Below are 24998 nucleotides of genomic sequence, written 5' to 3' on the forward strand. Positions count from 1 at the left end.
GTACCAGCTGCCCATCGACATGATCGCCAGGATGGCCAGCACGGCCTTGGCGACCAGGTCACTCTGCGCCCACAGGGCGCCGATGCCGTAGGGGTTGTCGACCTTGGTTGTCGCGGCGGCTGCTGCTGCAGCCGGCACAGCGGCCGGCGCCGTGGGTGCCGGGGCCGCGACGCTGCCAGCCGACGGGTCCGCTGCCGGTGCGGTGGCGGCGGGTGCAACGGCGGGCGCGGGCTCCGGCGTGGCCTGGGCGTTGGCGGCGTGCGGCGCGGCGGTCAGGGACAGCGCCAGGACGAGCGGAGCGGCCACGGCCATCAGCTTCGCGAAAAAGGTCTTCATCATGAGGGTCTCCAAAAAACAAAACAGGGGCGACTCGAAGCGCCCGTCAGGCCGCACGCCAGCCGAGGGCCTTGCCCCATACGGCGTGCACGCTCGCGCCGGTGCCGCGCACCACGTGGTAGCGGTCGTAGGGGGCCGCGGTCATGCAGGCGTGGTGCGGAAGAATGCGCACGCGGCTGCCGATCGGCAGTGCGTCGAACATGGCCCGCAGGTCATCGTCGCCATCGCCATCGCCATCGCCATCGCCTTCGCAGGCAATCAGGCCGTGCTCCTGGTGCAGCTCGGCCACGCGCAATCCGGGCAGCGGCGTCGTGCCGTCCGCGCGACACACCAGCCCGAAGCCCAGGCCACCCCGAAACTCGGCGGCCGATTCATCCTTCGACAACGCGAGCGCGCCGGCATCGATGAGCACGCGGCGCGAACGCGGGTTGTGGCCGATCACGGTGGCCAGCACCGACAGCGCGATGTCCTCGATGCCGCAGATGCCGCGCGCGGCCTGGTCGAGGTCGAAGAAGGTGTAGACGCCGGGGCGCATCTCGGTCACACCGTCCAGCCGCTCGGCGCACACCGCCGTCGGCGTGGCGCCCACGCTGACGACGTCCACCGTGAAGCCGGCCGCGCGCAGGCACTCGGCCGCGCGCACCGCGCCGGCGCGCTCGGCTTCGGCGATGGCGCGGATCGAATCCAGCCCTTCGGCGTGGTAGCTGTGGCCGGCGTGGGTCAGCACGCCGGCCAGCGTCAGCGATCCGCTGCGCTGCACTTCGGCCGCGAGGGCGAGCAGTGCTTCTTCATCGTCGGGCGCAACGCCGCCCCGGCCGCCGCCGGTGTCGATCTCGATCAGCAGGCCGAAGCTCGCGCCGATGGCCCGCGCACGCGCGGCCGCTGCCTGCACCGCTTCGATGCAGTCCGCGAGCAGGGTCACGCGGGCACCGTGCACGCGCTGGATGCGATGCAGCGCATCGATCTTGCCGGCGCTGATGCCCACCGCGTAGGTCAGGTCCAGGAAATCGTAGCGCGCGAAGTAATCGGCCTCGGCCACGGTGGACACGGTGATGGCACCGCTGTGCCCGCGAGTGGCCAGGCGCGCCACCTCGGCCGACTTGGAGGTCTTCAGGTGCGGACGCAGTGCCACGCCGTGCCGCGCCGCGCGTTGCGCCATCGCCTCGCAGTTGCGTTCGAGAACCGTGCTGTCGAGCAGCAGTGCCGGCGTGGTGAGTTCGCCCAACGCCGTGTGCGCGAGTTGCGTCATCGGGTGCATCCAAGCTCCGCCATGATCCAGTCGACTTCTTCGGCGATGCGGTTCACGAAGGGCGGCAGCAGCACCAGCGTCATGTGCTCGGCACCTGCAACGGGGTGCAGGCGGCTTCGCGTCGACAGCGCCGCATACGCCTCTTGGTACTCGGGCCAGCGCCGCTGCACTTCGGCGCCTTCCTCGGCACCGGGCGGCAGCTTCTGCATGACCGTGGCCGACAGCACCACGAGCGGACGCGCGCCCAGGTCGGGCGACGCACCGGCCTGCCGGGCGACGTGCGGAAGCGCCACGACTTCCTTGACCATCGTGTCGATGGATTGCGGCGTGTAGTTCGCGGCCATCTGCCGCAGCACATGCGGCATGTCGGCAAAGATGGCCTGCGCCGGCGCAAACTCCGGCGGCGGCGGGCCACCGGCCTGGTACTCGGCGCGCTTGTTGCGCTCGGCCGCCAGGTGTTCCGGCGGCAGGCCCTTGAACAGCTCGAACTGGTCCCAGTGGCTGGCGTCGAGCATGACGGCACCGGCCACCTGTTCGGGGTACAGGCCGGTGTAGATGCGGTTGAGCAGGCCGCCGAGCGAATGGCCGATCAGCACGATCGGACCGGTGACCTCGGCCGCGGCCAGCAGGCCGTGCAGTTGCTGCGCGTTGCGCTTGCCGTCGAAGGGCGCGTCGTCGGCCTCGCTCCAGCCCATGCCCGCGCGGTCGTAGCTGATGACCGGGTATTTCGCCGACAGCACCTGCTGCAGGCGCGCGTAGATCGGCGAGGCGCAACCGCCGCCGGCTTCAATCACCAGCGTGGGCTGCTGCGCATTGGCCGGCGCGGGGCCGCTGCGCTGCAGGTGCATCTTGCGGCCGTCGACGGTGTACAGCTCGCCGGGCGCGGGCATCTGCCGCGATTCGCCTACGGGCTTGCTGCCGCGTCGGGGTTCTTCCACGCGCGGCCAGTAGTCGAGGTCGCGCACGCGGTACGGCAGGTTGGCGAAGTCGGTGCTCAGCGCAGCCGGCGTCGACACATAAAGCACCGACTTGGCGATCGGGCCGAACTCCGCATGAAAGTGCTGCGCCGACTTCACCACCACCAGCTTCTTGGCCGCCAGGTCGATGCCCAGGCCGGTGAAGAGATCGGTCCCGATGACCTGGTTGCGCTTGCTGATGAGCACGATGTCCACGCCGTTCGCCGCCTGCACCCACACGCAGGGGCCCATGGGCGTGTGGTTGCCCACGGCCAGGCCGCGCTGCGTGTGCGCGTCGTTCACGGCCTTGACGGTCACGTGCAGGTCGATGGGGTCGCCCGAGGCCGGGCCGCACTTGCCGCCCAGCCGCAGCTCGAAGCTGGCGCCGACGCCCGCGTCGCGGCAAAGCTGCACCGCGCCCAGGTCCCAGACGCCGCCGAAGGCCACGTCGGCGATACCGCGCTCGACGATCGCGCGCAGCACGAAGGTGCTGTCGCTGGTGGCGCCGCCGCCGGCGTTGTCGGCCGTGTCGGCAATGACCACCGGGCCGCCCGGCGTGGCCATGGCCCGGTCGAGCGTCTCGTCCAGAGGGAGCGAAGGCACGCCGGTCTGATGGCGCAGGTCCCAGAACTCGCGGCCCAGTTCATCGGCCAGCTTCGCGGCCAGCACGGGGTCGTTGTCCGTCACCACCCACAGCTTGGCGCCGGACTCGGGCACGTCGGCCCACGGGAAGCCATGGCCCAGCGACACCGAGAGCACGCCCGGCAGCTTCTCGCAGGCCTGCATGCGGCGCACGAAGCCGGCCATGGGTTCGCGCGTGGTGTGCCACTTGCCCACCATGCGGCAGTCGTGCACGGCGGTTACCGGCCGCACGCGGCCCTGCGCGGTGTCCACCACGATGCGCACCAGCTCCTGCAGGCGGTCGAGCGCGTCGGTGTGCGGATATTCCTTGTAGCAAATGATCGCGTCCGCTTCGTCCAGCATCTGCTGCGTGAAGTGGCAGTGCAGGTCGAGCGACACGCCGATGGTCACCTTCGGGCCGACCAGTGCGCGCACGCGCGCGATCAGGTCGCCTTCGCAATCGTCGTAGCCGTCGGCCACCATGGCGCCGTGCAGCACCAGGATCACGCCATCGACTGGGCCGGCGTCGCGCAGGTCGGCCAGGATCTCGTCGCGCAGGCTCTCGTACACCGGGCGCACGGTGCGCCCCAGCGGCTGCGCGAAGGCCAGCAGGCTCTCGACCATCTCGTGGCCTTCGGCGGCCAGTTGCTTGCGCACTTCCACCGCGAACATGCCGTAGCCGCTCGCGTCGCGCGTGCTGGAGTCGCCGCGGAAGATGCCGTATTCGTTGTAGCTGCCCCAGCCGGTGGGGGCGGAGACGAAGGTGTTGGTTTCGGTGGCGAACAGGGTGGTGAAGAACTTCATGCGCGTGACTCCTCGCGGGCAAGGTGAATGTTTCGGGTGCGCAAGGTGTCCAGCCGCAGTCCCACGACCCGGCCTGCCTTGCGCTCCACGTTGAGAACCGACTTGCCCATGCGGGCCAGCACCGGATTGGCGGAGGTGAGCACCATCACGTCGGCCGACAGCGGCGTGAGCGCGCACACGTGCTGGCCGTGGCGGCCTTGCACCGTGAGCAGCAGCGTGCCGTCGACCAGCGTCATCCGCGCGGTGGCGTCGAGGTCGGCGCTGGTGTAGTCGCCACAGAGCTGTTCGGCCAGCGACGCGGCATCGGGCGCGGTTGCGGGCAGGCGCTCGAAGCGGCGCGGCAGGCCGCCTTCATGCAGCACCAGCGTGTCGGGCGTGCGTTGCGGATCGATGTCGCTGGCGTCGATCACGAGGTCGTTGATCGGCAGGTCCTGCAGGCCCAGCCACAGCTTGCCTTCGCCGTGGTGCATCAGTTGCGGACCCGAGGCCTGCCACGACATGGCGAGCTTGCCGCCGGCGTCCGAAAAGCCGAGCACGCTGCCGGTGGACGGTGCGTGGTAGCGCTGGCCGACGAGCGCGGGGAAGTCGCTGGCCAGCGGGCGCACTTCACGCGGCGCGAGCGCGTCGGGCAGCAGCAGCTCGATCGCCTGCAGGGCCAGCGCCGACGGATTCACCGCGGCGCCGTTCGCCATGACGATGATGTCCAGCCCGTGGGCCGGCACGCTGATCATCTGCGACTGCGCACCGAGCACCGCGCCCGCGTGATGAATGATCTCGACCCCGCGGTAAGGGTGGCGCGCCAGCCCGTAGCCGTAGGTCACCTTCGAGCCTGAAGACAGCGTGGTGGGTTCGCTCAGCAGCGCCCAGCTTTTGGCGCTGCCCACGGTCTTCTCGCTGCCGCGCATGTGCGCGAGCCAGCGCAGCATGTCGTCCAGCGTCGACACCAGCGAGCCGCCGCCGTCGAGTTCGCACGGGTACACGCCGCGTTGCCATCCGCCGCCGGACGTGGGCATGTACAGGCCGGCCAGGCCGGGCACCACCTCGTGGTCGGTCGCCACCGAGGCGGTGTCGGGCATGCCGAGCGGCCCGAAGATGCGGGCCTTCAGGAAGTCGTTGAAGCTCTGTCCGCTCACGCGCTCGACGATCTTCGCCAGCAGGTGGTAGCCGCCGTTGCTGTAGACCATCTGCGTGCCGGGCTCGAAGTTCAGCTCGCTCTGGCGCGCCATGGCGGGCAGCCCCGGGCCAGGCTCGGTGAAGGTGAGGCCGTGCGCAATGGCCCACAGCTCGTCGTGGCCGCGCCAGCCGCTCGTGTGCGTCAGCAGGTGGCGCAGCGTGGGGCCGTTGGCGCTGAGCACCGGCATTTCGGGCAGGTGCTTGTGCAGGGCGTCCTCGACGTCGAGCAGGCCGTCTTCGGCCAGCAGCAGCACGGCCAGTGCGGTGAAGTGCTTGCTCGTCGATGCGATGCGCATGCGCGTGGTCGGCGTGTTGGCCACGCCCATTTCCAGGCTGGCCATGCCGACGGCGCGCCGGTACAGCAGGCGGCCGTGGCGTGCAATGCCGAGCACCATGCCGGGCGCATCGCCGCGGTTGAAGGGCGCCACCAGCGCGTCGATGGCGGCCAGCGCGGCCGCCTCGGCGGCAGCGGCGTCAGGTAAAGGGGGCGAAGGTTGTTGTGACATGAAAGGACAACGAAAGAGGGAGGGAGATGAACGAGGGAAAGATCAGGTGGGCCGCGCCGCGCGCATGAGGCGCACGAACGGGCCTTCGGTGATGCGCAGCACCATGGCGCCCATGACGCCGCCGATCAGCGTCGTGGCGACGATGGCCACCGCCAGTCCGTTGGGCACCGACTTGAGCGCGTCCGACAACATGCCGACCACCAGCGGGCCCAGCACGCCGAACGGCAGGCCGGCCACGGAGAGCAGTGCGATGGTGCGGGCGCGCAGGTGCGGCGGCGCCGCGTCCTGCAGCACGTTGGGCAGCAGCACCGCGCCGCTGATGAGCGGAATGACCAGCAGCGCCAGCAAGGTGAACGCGTCGGTCGCCGAACGCGTGAACAGCAGCAGCGACGACAGCAGCGCGGCCGTGAGGTTGCCCAGCATGATGATGCGCAGCGCGGCGGCCGGGCCCATGCGGGGCTGCACGTAGCGCATCGCCGCCACGCCCAGCAGGCCGCCGATCACCGTGCCGCAGAGAAAGGCGATCCCCATGCCTTGCCCCATCTGTGCCGGCGTGACGCCGTATTGGCGCGCCGCCATGATCGGCAGCCAGGTGCCGATCGAGCTCATGCCGATGCTTGCCAGGCCCGCGCCGACGACCAGGCCCGCGAAGGTGCGCCAGTGCAGGCGGATGTGGTCGCGAAAGCTGACGGTGCTGGCCGCGTCGTCCGCGTCGGTTTGGCTCGCTGCGGGTGCCGCATGGTGTGTCACCGAAGCGGCTGAAGAAACGGGCTCCGTGCCCCCGCGCCGCGTCCGACGGATCGACAGCACCAGCAGCGCCACCGGCAGGCCCGCCGACGCCATCACGAAGAAGGTCAGCCGCCACGGCTCCAGGTGCTGCATCGACGCGGGCAGCCAGTGCCGCAGGTCGTCGGTCAGGTGCACGACGGTGCCGCCGAGCAAGGCGCCGAGCGCGCTGCCGAAGATGGCCGACAGCGCGAACACCGCGTTGGCCAGCACCCGCTGCGCGCGCGGGAACAGGTCGGGAATCATGCTGTTGGTGATGGGGCCCAGGCCCGCTTCGCCCACGCCCAGGCCGATGGAGGCGATGAACAGCACGCCGTAGTCCATGGCGGTGCCGCGCATGGCGGTGGCGGCGCTCCACAGCACCACGCAGGCGGCCAGCACCACGCGCCGGTCATAGCGGTCGCTCAGCCACCCCAAGGGCAGCGTGGCGATGCCGGTGAACAGCACGATGCCCGCGCCCTGCAGCAGGCCCAGTTGCGTGTCGGAGAGCGACAGCGTGATGCGCATCGGCTCCGTCAGCAGCGTGAGGATGACCTTGTCGATCGAACCCAGCACCGTCGCGATGACCAGCACCGCCAGCGCGTACCAGGCGCTGGACGGTGCCTTGCGTGCCGTTTCCTGCGCGGCGGGGCTCGCCGCGTCCGGCGGCAACGCGGCCGCCAGCGGATTGACGCTCGACATCTCAGAACGGAACGTTGACGTTCAGGCCGATGGTGCGCGAGGGCGCCAGCGCCGCCTGCACCAGGTTCGGGTTCGCCGACAGGCCGGTTTCGATCGACAGGAAGCCGCGCTTGTTGGCCAGGTTGCGCACATAGGCCGAGACGCTGAAGCGCGGGAAGTCGATGCCCGCCTGCAGGTCGACCAGCGTGTAGGCCGGCATCTTGATGCTCGGAATGACCGCGCTGCCGGCGTAGCCCGCATCGCGCTTGCCGGTGTAGCGTGCGCTGATGCCGACGTACGCCGGGTGCTCGGCGATGCTGAAGTTGCGCGTCACGCCCAGCGTGGTCGCAAAGCGTGGCGTCTGCGGCAGGCGGGTGCCGGCCTTGGCGTCCAGGCCCTTGGCGTCCTCGGTCAGGCGTGCATCGATGAGCGCGGCGTTGGCGGTGAAGCGCCACTCCTTGCTGGGCTTCCAGTTGAGCGTGAGTTCGCCGCCCTTGATGCGGGCGCCACCGGCGTTGGTGACGAACACGAAGCCGCCGTTCTTGGTGGGCTGCTGCACGTCGCGCCATTCGATGTCGTAGAGCGCGGCCTCCAGCGACAGCTTGCGGTCCAGCAAGTCGGCCTTGTAGCCCAGCTCGTAGCTCCACAGCGAGTCGGACTTGAACATCGGCTGCACGATGTTGCGGTCGGTGTCGGCCTTCAGCGCGTTCGGGCCGCCGGGACGGTAGCCGCTCGCCGCGCGGAAGTACACGTTGCTGGTTTCCGACAGCGTGTACTTGGCCGCGGCCAGGTAGGTGGTGGGGCTTTCCGACGAGGTGCCGACGGCGTTGGAATCGACCGGGCCGACCAGCGTGCCGGACTGCTTGGTGTTGTAGCTCTGCTTGTTGCGCGCCAGCCGCACGCCGCCGGTGAACGACAGCGCGGGCGTCACGTTCCAGGTGACGTCGCCATAGATGGCCTCCTCTTGGTAGCGAGAAGACTGCGTCGAGTTCAGGAAGGTCTTGTTGCCCAGGCCGCCGTTCAGGTTCGCACTGAGGGTGCCGTCGTTGCTGCCGCGTTCGCGGTTCAGGTAGATGCCGGCCAGCCACTCGATGGTGGTGCCCGAGCGCGAGGTCAGTCGAAACTCCTGGCTGACGCGGTGCTGCTCCACCGTGCTGGCCAGCGGCACCGAAGAAGCCGACAGGCGCATCGCGGTCAGTGACGGCCCGTACAGGGCCGTGAGGTCGGCGGAGTTGTTGATCTTCACGTCCTGCGCGGAGGTGATCGAGTTCAGGCGTGCCCAGCCGAAGTCGTACTCCACGTCCAGGCCGAACAGTTGCGAGCGGTTGCGGTAGGGCTCGTGGCCGGACAACTGGCGCGTGCGCTCCAGCCCCCACGGGCGAAGGGTCCGCTTGTCGATGTCTTCGAAGCCCAGGCCCTGGCGATTCACGTCCTGCACCATGCCCGTCAGGCGCACCGTGAGTTCCTTCGTGGGCGTCAGCAGCAGCGAGACCCGGCCGCCGTCGGTGTGGCCGCGATCGATGTTGCTGCCCCATGCGGGACCGACGGCGTTGTAGCTGCCGCCGACCCGGTCGGTGAAGGCGGCGATGCGCACCGCCGCCACGTCTTCCTTGATCGGCACATTGAGCACCACGTTGCTCGAGTAGCCCTGGCCGCCGCCCTGGGTCCACGTGGTGCCGAATTTCACCGAGCCCGCGAACTCCATCGTGTCGGGCTGGTTGGTCACGTACTTGAGCACGCCGCTCATGGCGCCGGCGCCGTACAGCGTGCCCTGCGGGCCGCGCAGCACCTCGATGTGGTTCAGGTCGAGCATGCCCATGTCCAGCGGCGTGAAGCCGGCGAGCGCGCCCGACGAGCTCAGGCCCGTGGCCACGTCGTCCACATACACGCCGACGGTGGCGATGCCCTGCACCGGGCCGGTGGTCAGCCCGCGCATGGTCAGAATGCCGCCCACGCTGCCGCTGCTCGTGAGGCTCACGCCCGGCTGCTCGGCCACGTAGTCCGACAGGTTCTTGGCGCCGGCGCGTTCCAGCGTCTCGGCCTTCATCACATTCACCTGCATCGGCACTTCGCGCAGCGGCTCGCGGCGGCGCGTGGCGGTGACGGTGACGCTGTCGAGCGACTGCAGCTCATCGTTCGCCGGCCTGGGCGCGACGGCCACCGGCGCGCCGGCGTAGATCACGATCGCGCCGTCGTCGCCGCGGCGCGTGAGCAGCGGCGTGCCTTCCAGAATGCGCGACAGCGCCTCCTGCGGCGACAGCGCGCCCTTCACGCCGCGCGTGGCCATGCCCTTCACGTCGTCGACCTTGTAGAGCAGCTGCACGCCGCCCTGCGCGATGTACGCATCGAGCGCGGTCTTCAGGTCGCCTGCGCCGACGTCGAAGACGACCTGCTGCGCCTGCACTTGCGCCTGCGCATGCGCCAGCACGGGCAGGCCGCTCATCAGCGCCCACGTGCCGCCGATGACCCAGTGGCGAATCGCCACCGGCAGCACCACCGATGCGCGTTTCTTCTTCTTCTTCTGCTTCTTCTTGGAGGGCTGGCCGAGGCCTTGCTCGATTCGATTCATGGGTGTCTCCAGAGTGGTATTTGTTTTGGTATCCACTGAGACGAATGCCCGGTCACATTCCGGTAATAACCTAGTTTGAAATTCTTATTTCGTTGCCGCTGTCCTGCGCCGCGAGGCCGAAGCCCTGCTTGAGCAAGGCCACGAAACCGCTCATGTTGTTGGCATCGAAGCTGCCGCCGATGCGGATGCGCGCGATGGCCGGATCGGCAATCACCAGCTTGCGCGTGTTGTAGCGATTGAACTGCGCGGCCGCCTCGCCCAGCGAGGTCTGGTCGAACACGAGCCGGCCCTGGCGCCAGCTCAGTTCGTCGTCGATCTGCTTGGGCGCCTTCGACATCACCAGCACGCTGCCGGCACTGGCAACCGCCCCCTGGTTGCGCGTGAGCACGGTCGGCGCCACTTCCTTCGCGCCTTGGGCGGACGCGATCTGCACGCGCCCTTCTTCCACCGTCACGTTCACCTGGTCGCCCTGGCGCCGCACCAGGAAGCGCGTGCCCAGCACGGTGATGCGGCGGTCGCCGGCGATGACGACGAAGGGGTGGGCCTTGTCGTGCGCAATGTCGAAATAAGCCTCGCCGTCTTCCAGCCACACCTTGCGGCTGTTGCCGTTCACCACGGCACGCACATGCGTGGCGGTGTTCAGCGTGAGCACGGAGCCGTCGGACAGCGCCACCGATTGGCGCGCGCCCACGGCCGTGGCGTAGTGCTCGCCCTTCCAGTCCTGCGTGTAGCGCCAGCCCAGCCAACTGCAGGCAGCGGCCACGACCAGCATGCCGGCCGCGATGCGTTGCGTGGAAAAGCGCGGCAGCCGGTACGCCGGTGCCGCCCGCGGCGCGGATGCGGGCGCGGCTTCGGGCAGAGGAATGCGGATGGGAATGGGCGCCGGCTTGGCCGTGGCCGCACCCGTCAGCGGTGGCGGCGCGCGCAAAACGCCCAGCCGGTCGCTGCGCTGCCAGACGCTGGCAAGCCGCAGCCACGCCACGCGGTGCGCGATCGACTCGGCGATCCAGGCCTCCAGCTTCTGCTCGTCGGCCTCGGTCCATGCGCCGCTGTCGCGGCGCGCCAGCCAGTCGGCGGCGGCGGATTCAATGCGTTCGGCTTCTGTCATGTCGAAAGCCTCTTTTCGTTCTGCGCCCGGCCGAAGGCCTTGGTGTCCAGCTGCACGCCATCGGAAAGCAGCGCGTCCGCCAGCGCCCTCACGCCGCGCGACACCTGCCGCTCGACCGTGTCTTCGGTGATGCCCAGTTGCGTGGCCACCTCGCGCTGCGACAGGCCTTCGATCTTGCGCATCTCCACGACGCGGCGGCACTTGGAAGGCAGGGCATCGAGCGCCGTCTGCAGCAGCCGCAGCTCGCCGCGGCCCGAGGCATGGCGCTCGGGCGTGAGTTCGTCGGCGGAAAAGTCGAGCGCATCGAGGTCGGCAATGATCTCGATCGACACGATCTGCGCCCGCCGCGCGCGGTCGATCAGCAGGTTGCGCGCCGTGGCGAAGACGAAGGGCTTCACCAGCTCGGGCACGGCCTTGGCCGCTGACTCATAGATGCGCATGTAGACGTCCTGACGCAAGTCAGGTATTTCGGCGTCGTCGCGCCAGTTGCGGCGAAGAAACCGCGTGAGTGCGGCCTCCATGGGCAGCACTTCCCTGACGAACCAGTTGTCCAAATCACTGAGAACCAAAAAAGCGCTCCTGGGAATGGCCGGATGGGGTGGCGGCTCGTCGCCGGGATTGGCGACAGACACTGAGACGAACGGCCAGAAGATTTCCGGTAACGCACGGTGAGGAGCACCACGAAATTCTAGGCGGCACTGAAATGGGGCACCCCGTTACCGGAAAGCGCTGCCGCACTCGTCTCATGGGGGTAACAAGAAAAACCATCTCGCTGGAAATACACCTACATGAATCGATTCCGGAGGCAGACCCCCCTCCTCCACAAGGGAGCAGGCCGGCGCGCTGCCATCGCGCTCGGATGCGTACTGATGACCGGCCTGTCCTTCGCCAATACCCGGGATTTCGATGTTCGCAGCGGCGAACTCAGGCCCGCGCTCGACGCCTTCATCGCACAGTCCGGCGTGCAGCTCATCTACAAGATGGAAGACGTCAAGGACCTGTCGACACGCGGCGTGAAGGGAAAGATCGCGCCCGATGCGGCGCTGGACAAGTTGCTGGACGGCACCCGCCTGCATATCCGCCGCGGGCAGGACGGGGCCATGGTGCTCATCGCGGCGCCTGCCGCGAAGCCTGTGGCCATTCCGGTTGTGACGGACAGGAAGCCTTGAGGTTCTGGCAGGCGCCCGTGTTGTAGCGGTTCATGCCGGCGTGAGGCTGCAACAGGGATGCCGTTGAGCGTTTTGAGCGCCTTGGTGCCCGACGCGTGCAGACGCACGCCTCAATGGAAAAGTCCTGTCGCCTGGACTGCACAGGACTTGTGCGAGGCGGATTTTCAAATCCAAAGCTTGGCAGCGTAAGCGTGAAAAAGTGCTGGCAAGTTTGGCACCACTTTTTCCATCGCGGCCCTAGCATGCAATCGGCTTCTGAAGAGTGATTGGCGAGGAAGATGGAAAGGACGGCGGGAGACACCACGTCAACCTGAAACCCGCCCAAAGCATCCATCCTTCCATCGCACAAACTCTCTTCCCAGAAAGAACAGCCAATACATCAGAGGGATAGAACGTCCCTCGATTGATATCACGAACTCCATAAGACTCACCCAAGGCGCTCAGGGCAGAAATTTCTCTGAGTACGGCCGCGGGATGCTGGAGTACCGTGACCATGTTTCCGCGCTACTGGAGAAATTTTGATCGTTGAAAAAATAGGTGCGGCCGTGGCATCGGCCTATGCCTCCCTGTGTCTTGGCCTGATGCTCATGATTCCGATGAACAAATTTGAATGGATGCTGGACGAGCCGAGCGCACATACCGAAGGGCTGAGTTTTTGCGGATTGCCTCTCGACGACGGCATCAACCCCAGATCTCTTTCCCTGCTTTTTTTAGTACCTCTTTTTATATTTGGCGTCCTGCTGTCCGTTCGGCAACACAAGATTCACTACTCCCTTTGGATTGCCTTTGCGCTGCTGGCCATTTGGGCGTGGCGCTTCTTTATTTACTACCCTTTGTGCTGAATTTTTGTGCGCAGCAAGATCAGGGCGGTTTTCTTCATAGGGCAGATCGCTCACTGAGAGCCGTCGCAGACGCCCTCAGGCGCTGACCCCATCGGCCGCGCGCAAAAGCACATCTTCAAAGAACGCACCAATGGGCCGCTCCAGGTCCCGCACCTGCACTTCCAGCACCCAGATTCCATCGGCCGGCATGAAATCGGCCTCGGCCAGGCGGTGCTTGCCGTAGAGCGCATGCGGAAAATCCGAGACGCGGTGCCCGGCCGTCTCGCGCACGAGCGAGCAGCCGTGTTCACGCGCCAGCCCTTCCGCGAAGTCGTAGAGCGCGCTGCCGCTCAGGCCCTGCGCCCATGCCAGTTGGGCCTGCTCGAAGATGTCCCGCGCGGCCTGGGTGCAGCGTCGATGGTCGGGGTCGTCGCCCATCACGAAGGTGTCGCCGTAGTCGCCCTCGTAGCCGTCCCAGACGGGGCCCAGGTCGATGGTGAACAGGTCGTCCGCGCGCAGCTTCCGGTGCCGGTCCACCGGCTGGCGGGACGTGCATTGCGTGTCGGGGCCGAAGCGCACGTAGGTGGGATGCCAGTTGTAGGCGGCGCCCATCGCGCGCAGGTGGTTGTCCGCGATGGCGATGGCCTCGCCGGTGGTCATGCCGGGCACCATCAGCGCCGCGATCTGCGGCAATGCCTCCATGGAGCGCCTGCGCGCATCGAGGATGCCGTCGAGCGAAAAAGCCGCACCCACCTTCTCCCAGGGATGGCGCACGATGTACGGCGCCTTGCCCTGCGCCGCCTGTGAGGCCGGCAGGAATGCTTCGGATTGGAAGCGGTCCTTCGGCAGGCCCGCCGCCGTCAGCACTTCGCGCGCGCCACGAACCATGGCGGGGTTGCCGCAGGCGTAGACCATGGTGCGTTGCCAGTCGTGGCCCGCTGCGAGTGCTGCTTCCTGCACGTGCCGTGGCACTTCGGCCTCGGTTCCCTCGGTGTCTGAAGCACGCGCCGTGGACACCACCCGCGTCCAATGGAAGCAGGCATGGGCATCCTGCAGTTCGTCGAGCAAGTCGGATGCATAGCAGTCCTCCTCTCGGCCCACCCCCCAGTACAAACTGACGGTACGGAACGCAGCGCCGGCCAATGCAGTGGTCAGGATGGCGCTGATGCCAGCGAAGCCCGTGCCCGTGGCCAGCAGCACCAAGTGCTCGACCGGGTCAGGAGGTGCCTGCCAGGTGCAGGCGCCGTAAGGCCCGTCGAGTTCCAGCAGATCGCCCGGCTGGAGTTGCGCGAGCCCGTGGTCGGTGAATGCGCCGCCCGGAATCCGCCGGATATGAAACTCCAGCTGGTTCGCGTCGCCGGTCTGCGCCGGCAGGTTCGCGATGGAGAAGCTGCGGCGCTCGCCGTTGTCCAGCAGCAGCTGCGCATGCTGCCCGGGCTCGCACTGAAAGCGCTGGGCGCTCTGCACCTCGATCACCAGCCGCGTCACGCCGGGTGCCAGTGCATCGAGCGCAACGATCTTCGCGCCGTAGCGGGCCGCCGGACGGGCTGGACTGCGCCAATGCGCAAAGCGCAGGCTCAGGTCGCTGGTGGCGCGGCATTGGCACATCAGCAGCTCGTCATCGGCCACCTGGTAGGCGGCCTCGGACGGCGCGGCGATGCGCTCAAAGCCGCCTTCGAGCACCTGCGCGCGGCAGGAACCGCATTCGCCGCGCTTGCAGGAGAACGGCACGGCGACACCTTCGGCCAGCGCCGAGTCGAGGATGCTGCCCGCGGCGCCGAGCGGAAACCGGGGGCCGTCCGGTGTGACGGTGCAAAAGTGGATGGGCGAATCTGGCATGCGTGGGAATCTCGTGGTTGGTCTTTTCCGAAGACGGAACTTACCTAGAATGCGGCCTCATCCATAGAGCCATATCTGCAAATATGACCAGGCCACTTTCTCGCGCCTCGCAGTCACGCCGCACGCTGTCGAGCCTCGACCTCGCGGCGGAGCCGCTGCAGGAAGGCGAGCTGAAGCAGGTGTGGATCTATCGCCAGATCCGCGCCCGCATCCTCGAAGGGGTGCTGGCCAAGGGCGCGCGGCTGCCCTCCACCCGGCACCTGGCCGAGCGCTGGCAGGTGTCGCGCGCCACCGTCGACCTGGCCTACGACCAGTTGCGCAGCGAGGGCTACCTGGTCAGCACGGCGGGCTCGGGCACCCATGTCGCGGCGAAGGTGCCCGATCAGTTCTTCGATGCCGGCGCACGCGCGAGCGATTCACCGCGACGCCGCGCGTCCGGCATCGATGATGTGGCACCGCTCATCGCCAGCGCGGCCGGCGAGCCCTTCGTGGCCCGCATTGCCGACCCCGCGCTCTTTCCGATCGACCAGTGGCGCAAGGCGCTGCAGGCGGCCACGCGGCGTATCACGGCCGAACAACTGGGCGACTACGAACCCCTCGGGCTCGGCGCGCTGCGCACGCAGATCGCCAGCTACCTGGGCGTTGCGCGCGGCATCTCCTGCAACGCGGAGCAGATCGTCGTGCTCTCGGGCATTCGCCAGGGACTGGAGATGTGCGCGCGGCTCCTGCTCTCGCCCGAAGACAAGGCCATGGTGGAAGACCCAGGCTACCTTCATGCGGCCCCGATATTCAGCCGGCATGCGCGCGAGGTCATTCACGTGCCGATCGATGCGCACGGTTTTTCGGTGGACCATGCACGCCACCGCGCCGGTGTGCGGCTCGTGCACGTCACGCCCGCGCACCAGGCGCCCACCGGCGTCATGATGCCGGTCTCGCGGCGCCTGGCGCTGCTGGCGTGGGCCGAAGAAGCGGACTGCTGGCTGATCGAAGACGACTACGACAGCGAGTTCAGCTACGACAGCGCACCGCTGCCCGCACTGAAGAGCCTGGACGCGGCCGACCGCGTCATTCATTGCGGCAGCTTCAACAAGACGATGTTCGCCGGGTTGCGCATCGGCTATGCCGTGCTGCCCGAAAAACTCGTGCCCGAATTCCGCAAGGCCCGACACATCTCCGGGCGCTCCACCGGCGTGATCGAGCAAATGGCCCTGGCGAATTTTTTAGAGAGCGGCGCCTTTGCGCGGCATGTGCGCCGTGCACGCCTGGCCTATGCGCAACGCCGGGACATCGTGCTGCAGGCCCTGCGCGATGCGCTCGGTGCCGAACGGCTGTACGTCACCGGGGAGCATTCAGGCTTTCATCTGGTGTGGTGGCCGCCGCCGGGGACCGACGTGGCCGCGTTGCAAGAGGCGGCGGCTGAACACGGGCTGCGCTTTCAGGCCGTCTCGGATTTCTGCAAACGGGCGGTCCTGCCGCCCGGGCTGGTGATCGGCTACGCGGCGCTGGACGACGAGGCCTTGCGCCGATACATGGGACAGCTGGGCGAGCTGATCTCCCGCTTCTGAAGCAGCGCGCCTCGCGTTGCCTTCATCGCTTGCTAAAGAAAGCATCGATCTCGCGCGCGCAGACTTCGGGCACTTCGCGGTGCACGAAATGCCCCGCGTCGGCAAAGTCGATGCTGAAGTCGTCGAAGTACTCACCCAGCCTGTCGGCCCACTCGGGCTTGATCAGCGGATCGCGCTTTCCCCACAGGAAGCGCGAAGGCACGGTGATCTTCGGTGGCTCGGCAAGCGTGCCCTTCAGCCACTTGATGCGGTTTTCGGCCGAGCTGACATACCAGTCGAAGCCGCCCTGGATGTTGTCGTTGCGCATGAACATGTCCGCATAAATCTCCAGCATGTCGCTGAACACGGCCGGGTTGTCGCCGGACCAGTGATCGAGGAAATGCGACATGTAGAGCTTGCAGCTTTCGCGCGATGCGCCGACCAGGCTCGCTGCCCACGGCAGTTGCTGGAAATACTGGTACCAGACCTCGATCAGATGGTCGGGCTCGGCGTACCGCGCACCGAGCCCCGGGTACGGCGTGCAGAAATAGAACGCGCCCTTCAGCCGCTCGCCGTACTTGTGGCTGAACGCCTGCAGCACGTAGGCACCGAGGTCGCCGCCGACCATCCCGAATTTTTTCAAACCCAGTTGCTGCGTGAATGCCGCGATGTCGTCGGCATGCGTCTCGGCGCCTGCATTGCGGTCCGGCAAGGGACTGGGCTTGCCGGTGAAGCCGCAGCCGCGCAGGTCCGGAACGATCAGCTCGTAGCGGTCTTTGAGCAACTCCATCAGCGGCCGGTAGACCATCCAGAACTCGGGCCACCCATGCAGCAGGACCAGCGGCTCGCCCTTTCCGACGTGGGCGAAGTGCATGCGCAAACCGTTGGCCGGAACGCGATCGAATTGAATGCCGGAGGCGGCGGCTTCGCGCATGGCGTCATCTAGTGCAGACATGGTGTTCCTGTAGGTTGTCTCTGGAAGCGCGCCGCGTCGAGGCGGCACGAAACAACTCTAGGAAAGTGCTGGCGCAGCGTCCAAGACGAAAGAGATACGCCGGCAGACGCCCGGCGTATGGGCGCAGCCGCTCAGGACGCCGGCGCGTCGAGCGACTCGACAACCCGCACGAAGTGGGTCAGCGCAACGCTCGATTGATGCCTGCGCCACACCATCGTCATGGGCGAGGTCAGCACCTGCGGCTCGATGCTCATGAAACGCACGCCGCTGCGCCCCTGCTGGCAGACGCTGGCCGGCACGAAGGTGATGCCGACGCCCGCGGCCACGAGGCCGAGCGCGGTTTGCATGTTGGGCGCCTCCTGCCTGATTTCGAGCGCGACGCCGTGTGCGCCGAGTTCCTGCAGGATCAGGTCGGTGAGGCTGGGTTTCGGATGCCGCGGGTAGAGGATCGCGACCTGGCCCTGCAGATCGGCAATCGGTACCGTGGCCGCCGCTGCGAGCGCGTGCCGCGTGGGCACCGCGGCCATCAACGGTTCGGTGACCAGCAGCCGCTGCTCGATGCTGTCGTCCGCCGCAAGGCCGGGGCGTGAGAAGCCCACGTCGATCACACGCCTGGACAAGGCATCGGCAATTTCAGCCGCCAGCATTTCGCTGAACGCGAGTTCGACGCCCGGGCAGGCGTCGCGATACGCGTTGAGGATGTCCGGCAGCACGCTGTACATCGCGGACCCGGCGAAGCCGATGCTCAGCTTGCCGCTCTGGCCCCGGCCGATGCGCCGCACGTCTTCGACCGATGCGTCGAGCTGCGACATCACGGCGACCGTGCGTTCGAGCAGAAGCGCCCCGGCTTCGGTCAATCGCAGCGGGCGATTGTCCCGGTCGATCAGGTGCACGCCCAGCTCTTCTTCGAGCTGCCGAATCTGCTGGCTCAGCGGCGGTTGCGCGATGTGAAGGCGATCCGCCGCGCGGGTGAAGCTCAGCTCCTCGGCCACGGCACGAAAGTAGCGCAGGTGCCGCAATTCCAGGCGGGCGGACGGACCGCCTGAATGCGCGGGCCGCGAATCGTCCATTGGCGGGGTTCCTGTCGAAGCGTCGTCGCGCAATCCACTCTCCTTGCCGGGCGCTTGCGGCAGTTCAGGCATCGAGCGGCCAGCCCCGGGTTTCGGGAACAGACAACCGGCACGACGCAGACCCCGCGCCCGCGATCCGCGCAGGGTAGCAAAGCCATCGAACACGCGTGGCCTGCTGTCTCACGCTCTTCGTTCTTCGATTCGTCATCGCCCGCCGGAGATCGCGACGATGGCGGACGTGACGTACGCAGCCGACGGCGAGACCAGCCACCGCACGCCCTCCGCCACTTCCTGCGCCGTGCCCGCGCGGCCCATCGGAATGCCGGCCGCAAGACGCGCCGTGCGATCGGGCTTGCCGGCCGCCGCATGGAGTTCGGTCTCGATCAGGCCGGCCGCGACGGCGTTGACGCGGATGCCTTCGAGCGCGACCTCGCGCGCCAGGCCCAGCGTCAGCGTGTCGAGCGCGCCTTTGGTGGCCGCGTAGTGAACCCATTCACCACCACCGCCGATCTGCGCCGCACGGGAAGACACGTTGACGATCACGCCGCCGAGTCCGCCATGACGGGTCGACATGCGCCGCACGGCCTCGCGGCAACACAGGAAGGCGCCGATGACGTTGACGCCGAAGACCTGCTCGAGCATTTGCGCACCGGCTTCATCGACGCGAGCAAAGCCGCCCGTGATGCCGCCGTTGTTGACCAGCACGGTCGGCGCGCCGAAGTGCGCGTCCGTCGCGCGAAACAGGCGCAGCACGTCGGCCTCCTTCGAGACTTCCGCCTGCAGCGCAAGCGCACGGCCGCCGCGCGCCGCGATATCGGCGGCCGTGCGTTCGGCGGCGGCCGCATTGCCGGCATAGTTGACGACGACGGCATGGCCGTCCTGCGCCAGAGCGTGCGAGATCGCGGCGCCGATCCCGCGGCCGCCGCCGGTCACGATGGCCACCTTGTTCGATGCGGGCATGTCCTTCTCCATTCCTGAGTTGCGTTGCGTTGCGTTGCCACAGGCATGAGACGACTTTCGGCGCGGCGCGTCCAATAGCTTTGGCGTCAGAAACCATATGCGCGGCCCGCACCTGACGCCCGATGCCAGATGCGCGCCGTTGCCGCTTGCTAGGGCAGCGCCGCCGATTGCGCCTCAGGATCGATGCCGTACCGCGCGATGGCCTGGGCCGCAAGCTCGCTCGACACGACACCATCGTCGGCCAGTGCCTTCAATGCAGCGAGCGCGATGTGATGGCGGTCGACTTCGAAGAAGCCGCGCAGCGCCTCGCGCGTATCGGAGCGGCCGAATCCATCGGTGCCCAATACCGCGTAGCGCCGCGAAGTCACGAACGGGCGGATCTGGTCGGGCACGGTCTTCATGTAGTCGGTGGTTGCCACGACCGGACCGCTGCGTCCCGCAAAGGACTGCTCGACATGGCTCGTTCGCGCAGGGGCCGTGGGATGCAGCCGGTTCCATCGCTCGACCTCCAGCCCTTCGCGGCGCAGCTCCGAATAGCTCGTCACGCTCCAGATGTCCGAAGTGACACCGAAGTCCTTCTCCAGCAACTCGGCGGCGGCCAGCACCTCCTTCAGGATCGATCCGCTGCCCAGAAGCTGCACGTGAGGCTTGTTCGCCGAACCGCCGCCCTCGCGCAGGCAATACATGCCCTTGATGATTCCGGCCTCGGCACCGGCATCGGTGGGCATTCCCGGGTGCGCGGTCTTTTCATTCACGAGCGTCAGGTAGTAGAAGACGTCTTCTTCCTCCTGGTACATGCGGCGCAGTCCGTCCTGCACGATCACGGCGATCTCGTGGGCGTAGGCCGGGTCATAGGACACGCACGACGGAATGACGGACGAGAGCACATGGCTGTGGCCATCGTCGTGCTGCAGGCCTTCGCCCTCCAGCGTGGTGCGTCCCGAAGTCGCGCCCAGCAGGAAGCCGCGCGCGCGAATGTCGCCCGCCGCCCATGCCAGGTCGCCCACGCGCTGGAAGCCGAACATCGAGTAGTAGATGTAGAACGGGATGGTCGCGTACCCGTGCGTGCTGTACGACGTGCCAGCCGCGATCCATGAAGACATCGCACCTGACTCGTTGATGCCTTCCTGAAGGATCTGCCCCTTGCGGTCTTCGCGATAGACGCTCAACTGGTCCGCATCCTGCGGCGTGTAGAGCTGACCGACATGCGAGTAGATGCCGACCTGGCGGAACATGCCGTCCATGCCGAAAGTGCGCGACTCGTCGGGAACGATCGGCACGACGCGCGGGCCCAGTTGGGGGTCCTTCAGGAGCTGCGAAAGAATCCGCACGAACGCCATCGTCGACGAGAACTCGCGCCCTTCGCTGCTCTTCATGTGCGCGGCAAAGGCGGAGAGCGGCGGCACCGCGAGGCTCCCGACCCCGGGGCTGCGGGAAGGAATGAACCCGCCTGCGCGCTTCAGGCCGGCCTCGAAGTAGGCGAGTTCGGCGCTGCCTGCCGGCGGCTTGATGTACGGGATCTCTTCCAGCCTGTCGTCGGGCACGGGGATGCTGAAGCGGTCGCGGTAGGCGCGCACCGCCGGGTCGCCGAGTTTCTTGAGCTGGTGGTTGGTGTTGGCTGCTTCTCCGGCTGCCCCCATGCCGTAGCCCTTGACCGTCTTGGCCAGGATCACCGTGGGCTGGCCCGTGTGCTGCATTGCCGCCGAGTAGGCCGCGTACATCTTCAGCGGGTCGTGCCCTCCGCGACCCAGTGCGCCGATCTGCTCGTCGCTCATGTGCGCCACGCGCTGCAACAGGATCGGGTCGGCACCGAAGAAGTGTTCCCGAACATAGGCGCCCCCGCGTGCCTTGAACACCTGATATTCGCCGTCGATGCATTCCATCATTCGCCGCTGCAGGCGGCCATCGAAATCCTGTTCAAGGAGCCGGTCCCATCCGCCGCCCCAGATGACCTTGACGACGTTCCAGCCCGCGCCGCGGTACACGCTCTCCAGCTCCTGGATGATCTTCGCGTTGCCGCGAACCGGGCCGTCCAGGCGCTGCAGATTGCAGTTGACGACGAAGATCAGGTTGTCGAGTTTCTCGCGGCCGGCCATCGCGACCGCGGCCAGGGTTTCGGGCTGGTCCTGCTCGCCATCGCCCAGGAACCCCCAGACCTTCCGGCCTTGCGCGGGGATGAGTTCGCGGTCTTCCAGGTACCGCGTGAAGCGCGCCTGGTAGGCGGCCATCAGCGGGCCCAGCCCCATGGACACGGTCGGGAACTGCCAGAACCCGGGCATGGTCCGCGGATGGGGATACGAAGCCGGGCCGCCCGAGATCTCGCGGCGAAAGAGGTCCATCTGCGCTTCGGTGAAGCGGCCCTCCATGTAGGCGCGGGCGTAGATGCCGGGCGAAGAGTGGCCCTGGATGTAGACCATGTCGCCAAGAAAGCCCGGCGAGGCTGCGCGAAAGAAATGGCGATAGCCGGTTTCGTAGAGCGTCGTGGCGGATGCGTAGGTCGCGATATGGCCGCCGACGCCGGAATGCTTGCCGGCTCGCAGCACGAGCGCCATCGCGTTCCACCGCAGGTACGCATCGAGCCGCAGTTCCAGATCGACGTCGCCCGGGAATGCGACCTGCCCGGCCTTGGCGATGGTGTTGATGTACGGCGTGGTGCCCGGCGAGATGTACCCGCCACTTTCCGCGCGGTCCTGATTGATCAGGCAATCGAGCAGGAAGTGCATGCGCGGCCTGCCCTCATGGGCGAGCACCGCCTGCATGGATTCCATCCATTCCTGTGTTTCCTGGGGATCGGGGTCGCCGACGCGAAGTGTGTTGTCCATGGTTTGCTCCAGTTGATTTATGCGATCCCGCGGGATTGCCGGTCGGGATCTATTTTTCATATCGTGATTTTGTATCGCACGATATGCAAAGCAAGTTTAGGAGGCATCCGGCTTCATGGCAAGCACCGCCGAGTGCCTGCGACGCATCGGTCGAGTGCAAACACTTCACTTTTCGGAACGCGTGTGCACGCCTAAATTTCTCGCCATGGGGTGACTCACGTGGTCTCCCATCCCCTGATCAGGCGTCTCTTCTTCTCCATTCCGAAACACACAGCACTTCACCGAAAGACCTTCATGCGAATTCCCCGACCCATTGCCGCCGCCTCCTTTGCCGCGCTGCTCGCAGGCCCTCTGCATGCGGAAACCTACGAAGGCGTGACGCCGCAAGTCGGCGCACGCGACCGCGCCGTCGTGCAGGCCGAAGCCGTCGCCGCCACGCAGCAGCCCAACCCTACGCGGACGGCGCAAGCGCGCGCGCCGAAGCACCGAGCGGCACGGCGGACCGCATGGCCGTGCGCGCACAGGCCGTCGAGGCGGCCCACGCACGCAACCAGAACGTGGACCGCAAGGCCTTCTTCAGCAGCGAAGTGCCCACGCAATACCTGAACTGAAGCCGGCTTAGAAAAACAGAGGCCCGTGAATCCACGGGCCTCGTGCAAGCGCGACATCCATCCATCAATCCATCGATCAGTCCGCGCCTGCCGACGCGCCTTGCCAGCCCGCACCGAGCGCCTTGTACAAGGCGATGGTTTCCTGCACCTCGGCCAGCCGGCTGCGTGCCAGGGTGTCTTGCGCTTCATAGGCGGTGCGCTGCGCCACCAGCACCTTGAGATAACCGCTCAGGCCATGCCGATACAGGCGCGTGGCGCGGTCCAGCGCACGCTGGCTGTCGATGCTGCCGGCGCACAGCGACACCTGCCGCTCGCGCTCGGTGTGAAGGCCGACCAGCGCGTCCTCGACATCGCGAAAGGCCAACCGCACGCTGCGCTCGTAGGCCTGCCGATCGGCCTCGGCCACGGCGTTCGCCGCCACCACGCCCGCGCGCCTGTGCCCCCCGTCGTACAGGGTGTGGCTCGCATTCGCGGCCAGCGACCAGGCCACGCTCGCGCCGGAGAAAAGGTTGTGCAGCAGGCTCGCCGTGGTGCCCAGGCTCAGCGGAATGCTGAAGCGCGGAAACAGCTCTGCCGTCGCCACGCCGATCTGCGCGGTGGAGGCGGCAAGGCGCCGTTCGGCCGCGCGGATGTCGGGCCGGTTGCGCATGACATCCGAAGGCAATGTGGCAGGCAGATCCGCCGGCACCGCAAGCACGGGGCCGGGCTGCACGAGCACGGCTTTCAGGTCTTCGGGGAAGCCGCCCGCGAGCACGCCGATGGCGTGGCTCATGCGCGCGATCTCCGCGGTGAGCAGCGGCAAGCGGGCTTGTGCGGCCTCGCGCTCCGCGCGTGCCTGCGCCACCTCGAAGTCAGTGCCCAGGCCATGCTGGAACGCGCGCTCGGCCAGTTGCTGGCTGGCGGCCAGGTTGGCGACGTTGTCTTGCGCGATGACCATCCGCTGCTGCGCCGCGCGCAGCTGGGCGTAGTCGGAAGCCAGCTCGGCCAGCAGGCCGATGCGCACGGCGCGGCCCTCTTCCTCCACCGCATCGGCATGGGCATCGGCCGCTTCGATGGCGCGGCGCGTGCCGCCGAACACATCCGGCTCCCAGGCCGCATCGAGGCTTGCGCCGAAGGTGCGTGACTGACCGCCGGGCAGCCCGTCGATTCGCCGGCTGGCACGCCCCGCTTCGGCCTTGCCGCCGATGCCCACGGTCGGGCCCGCGCGGCTGGCCACCTGATCGCGGATCGCCAGGGCTTCGATGAGGCGCTGGCGTGCGATCGCCAGATCATGGTTGTTGGCCATCGCCTGCGCCACGAGGCTGTCGAGCTGCGCATCGTTGAAGCCGCTCCACCAGGTCTGCAACCAGCGCGCATCGGCTTGCGTCGTTGCGCTGCCAGTGCTTTCGGACCAGGCCGCCGGGTGAACCGTCTGCGGCCGAACGTAGTCGGGGCCGACCGTGGTGCATCCCGCAAGCGCGGCCGCGCAGGCCAGGGCCATCAATGAAAGAGAGTGCTTCATGTGTGGCCTACATCAGCGCATGGAGCCACGACGCGAGCCGCCCGCGCGCCACCCGGGGCTCGCCATGCGGCCCCACGTCCACGCTGCAGGTCATGCCGGCCGCGAGCAGCACGCCCTGTGGCACGGCATCGATCTTCACCTGCACCGGGATGCGCTGCGCGAGCCGCACCCAGCTGAAGCTGGGGCTGACACGCGGCAGGCCCTGCTCGTCGGGGCTGTCGTTCGCATCGGCGATGCCGCGCCCGATGCTGGTCACATGGCCCTGCAGCAGCGGCTCGTAGCCCATGAGCTTGACCTGCACCGGCGCGCCGGGTCGTATGTGCCGCAGCTTGGTCTCTTCGAAGTAGCCGGTGACGCGGAAGCTGCGTGCATCGAGCACCGCGATGCCGGGGCTGCCCGCCGTGGCGTAGTCGCCCTCGCGCAGGCGCAGGTGCGTGACATAGCCTTCCACGGGCGAGCGCAGCGTGGCGCGTGCAAGGTCCAGCCGCGCCAGCTCCCAGGCCGCCACGGCCTTGCTATGCTCCGCCTCGGCGATGGCGACCGCGCGGCCGGCACGCTGGATGTCTTCGCTCGCCACCAGGTCTTCGAGGCCCGCGCGGCGGCGCGCTTCCTGCGTGCGCTGGCGCAGCGTCTCGGCACTCACGCTGAGCTGTGCCTGCGCCTGTGCCACCGCAAGCTCGAAGCGCTGCGGATCGATGCGATAGAGAAGATCGCCCGCGTGCACGTACTGGTTGTCGCTGACCGCGACCTCGGCCACGGTGCCCGAGACTTCGGAGGCGATGCGCACCACATGCGCGTTGACGCGCCCGTCGCGCGTCCAGGGCTCCAGCACATAGGCGCGCCACAGCGCGGTCACGAGCACGATGACCAGCGCGACGATCAGCAAGGTCGAGAGGGAACGGAGCAAGGGCTTGAGGAATGGCTTGACGAACGTCATC

The 24998-nt window shown here is 67.6% G+C and carries 17 protein-coding genes and 2 pseudogenes; 3 read left to right on the plus strand and 16 right to left on the minus strand.

Annotation, left to right across the window (positions count from 1 at the left end):
• The 9 genes and pseudogenes from ACSFB7_RS31795 to ACSFB7_RS31835 all read right to left on the minus strand — a co-directional run.
• A pseudogene (locus tag ACSFB7_RS31795) lies at positions 1–336 on the minus strand (MotA/TolQ/ExbB proton channel family protein); the annotation flags it as partial.
• A 46-nt stretch (positions 337–382) separates the two neighbouring features.
• Positions 383–1585: an alanine racemase gene (locus ACSFB7_RS31800; protein WP_435476332.1), complete on the minus strand. Its 1203-nt coding sequence runs from the start codon at positions 1583–1585 to the stop codon at positions 383–385.
• Positions 1582–2475: an alpha/beta fold hydrolase gene (locus tag ACSFB7_RS31805; RefSeq protein WP_435476454.1), complete on the minus strand. Its 894-nt coding sequence runs from the start codon at positions 2473–2475 to the stop codon at positions 1582–1584. The genes ACSFB7_RS31800 and ACSFB7_RS31805 overlap by 4 nt, the downstream gene beginning before the upstream one ends.
• Positions 2476–2526: 51 nt before the next feature.
• A pseudogene (locus ACSFB7_RS31810) lies at positions 2527–3966 on the minus strand (M81 family metallopeptidase); the annotation flags it as partial.
• Positions 3963–5645: a serine hydrolase domain-containing protein gene (locus ACSFB7_RS31815; RefSeq protein ID WP_435476334.1), complete on the minus strand. Its 1683-nt coding sequence runs from the start codon at positions 5643–5645 to the stop codon at positions 3963–3965. The pseudogene ACSFB7_RS31810 and the gene ACSFB7_RS31815, both read right to left, overlap by 4 nt.
• Positions 5646–5687: 42 nt before the next feature.
• Positions 5688–7112: an MFS transporter gene (locus tag ACSFB7_RS31820; RefSeq protein ID WP_435476335.1), complete on the minus strand. Its 1425-nt coding sequence runs from the start codon at positions 7110–7112 to the stop codon at positions 5688–5690.
• 1 nt (position 7113) lies between these two features.
• Positions 7114–9660, minus strand: a complete 2547-nt coding sequence (locus ACSFB7_RS31825; RefSeq protein ID WP_435476336.1) for a TonB-dependent receptor — start codon at positions 9658–9660, stop codon at positions 7114–7116.
• 70 nt (positions 9661–9730) lie between these two features.
• Entirely contained in the window at positions 9731–10768 is a 1038-nt protein-coding gene (locus ACSFB7_RS31830; RefSeq protein WP_435476337.1) for a FecR family protein, read from the minus strand.
• Positions 10765–11289, minus strand: coding sequence for an RNA polymerase sigma factor (locus ACSFB7_RS31835; protein ID WP_435476338.1), 525 nt, complete (start codon positions 11287–11289; stop codon positions 10765–10767). The genes ACSFB7_RS31830 and ACSFB7_RS31835 overlap by 4 nt, the downstream gene beginning before the upstream one ends.
• A 348-nt stretch (positions 11290–11637) precedes the next feature.
• On the opposite strand from ACSFB7_RS31835, the gene ACSFB7_RS31840 reads away from it, so the two are divergent.
• Positions 11638–11937 carry an STN domain-containing protein gene (locus ACSFB7_RS31840; protein ID WP_435476339.1) on the plus strand — a complete coding sequence of 100 codons (300 nt, stop codon included), beginning with the start codon at positions 11638–11640 and terminating at the stop codon, positions 11935–11937.
• 518 nt (positions 11938–12455) lie between these two features.
• On the plus strand, positions 12456–12779 hold the full coding sequence (locus ACSFB7_RS31845) for a DUF2645 family protein (protein WP_435476340.1): 324 nt from the start codon (positions 12456–12458) through the stop codon (positions 12777–12779).
• A gap of 75 nt (positions 12780–12854) precedes the next feature.
• On the opposite strand, the gene ACSFB7_RS31850 is transcribed toward ACSFB7_RS31845, so the two are convergent.
• Entirely contained in the window at positions 12855–14597 is a 1743-nt protein-coding gene (locus tag ACSFB7_RS31850; RefSeq protein WP_435476341.1) for an NAD(P)H dependent flavin oxidoreductase family protein, read from the minus strand.
• A gap of 83 nt (positions 14598–14680) precedes the next feature.
• Between ACSFB7_RS31850 and pdxR the strand changes: the two genes are divergently transcribed.
• Positions 14681–16162, plus strand: coding sequence for a MocR-like pyridoxine biosynthesis transcription factor PdxR (pdxR, locus tag ACSFB7_RS31855; RefSeq protein WP_435476342.1), 1482 nt, complete (start codon positions 14681–14683; stop codon positions 16160–16162).
• A 22-nt stretch (positions 16163–16184) separates the two neighbouring features.
• On the opposite strand, the gene ACSFB7_RS31860 is transcribed toward pdxR, so the two are convergent.
• From ACSFB7_RS31860 to ACSFB7_RS31885, 6 genes are all read right to left on the minus strand, one after another.
• Positions 16185–17096: an alpha/beta fold hydrolase gene (locus ACSFB7_RS31860; protein WP_435476343.1), complete on the minus strand. Its 912-nt coding sequence runs from the start codon at positions 17094–17096 to the stop codon at positions 16185–16187.
• Between the two features lie 131 nt (positions 17097–17227).
• Positions 17228–18166, minus strand: a complete 939-nt coding sequence (locus ACSFB7_RS31865; protein ID WP_435476344.1) for a LysR substrate-binding domain-containing protein — start codon at positions 18164–18166, stop codon at positions 17228–17230.
• Between the two features lie 204 nt (positions 18167–18370).
• Complete coding sequence (locus ACSFB7_RS31870) at positions 18371–19126, minus strand: SDR family oxidoreductase (protein ID WP_435476345.1); 756 nt, start codon at positions 19124–19126, stop codon at positions 18371–18373.
• 149 nt (positions 19127–19275) lie between these two features.
• A complete protein-coding gene (gene aceE, locus ACSFB7_RS31875; protein WP_435476346.1) occupies positions 19276–21948 on the minus strand; it encodes a pyruvate dehydrogenase (acetyl-transferring), homodimeric type in 2673 nt (890 codons plus the stop codon).
• Between the two features lie 687 nt (positions 21949–22635).
• The gene (locus ACSFB7_RS31880) at positions 22636–24060 is read right to left on the minus strand and encodes an efflux transporter outer membrane subunit (protein WP_435476347.1); all 1425 of its coding nucleotides are present in this window, start codon (positions 24058–24060) and stop codon (positions 22636–22638) included.
• Positions 24061–24067: 7 nt separating this feature from the next.
• A complete protein-coding gene (locus ACSFB7_RS31885) occupies positions 24068–24997 on the minus strand; it encodes an HlyD family secretion protein (RefSeq protein WP_435476348.1) in 930 nt (309 codons plus the stop codon).
• Position 24998: the final 1 nt, after the last annotated feature.

The sequence above is a fragment of the Variovorax raffinosi genome, from assembly GCF_051216615.1.
Lineage (GTDB): Bacteria > Pseudomonadota > Gammaproteobacteria > Burkholderiales > Burkholderiaceae_C > Variovorax.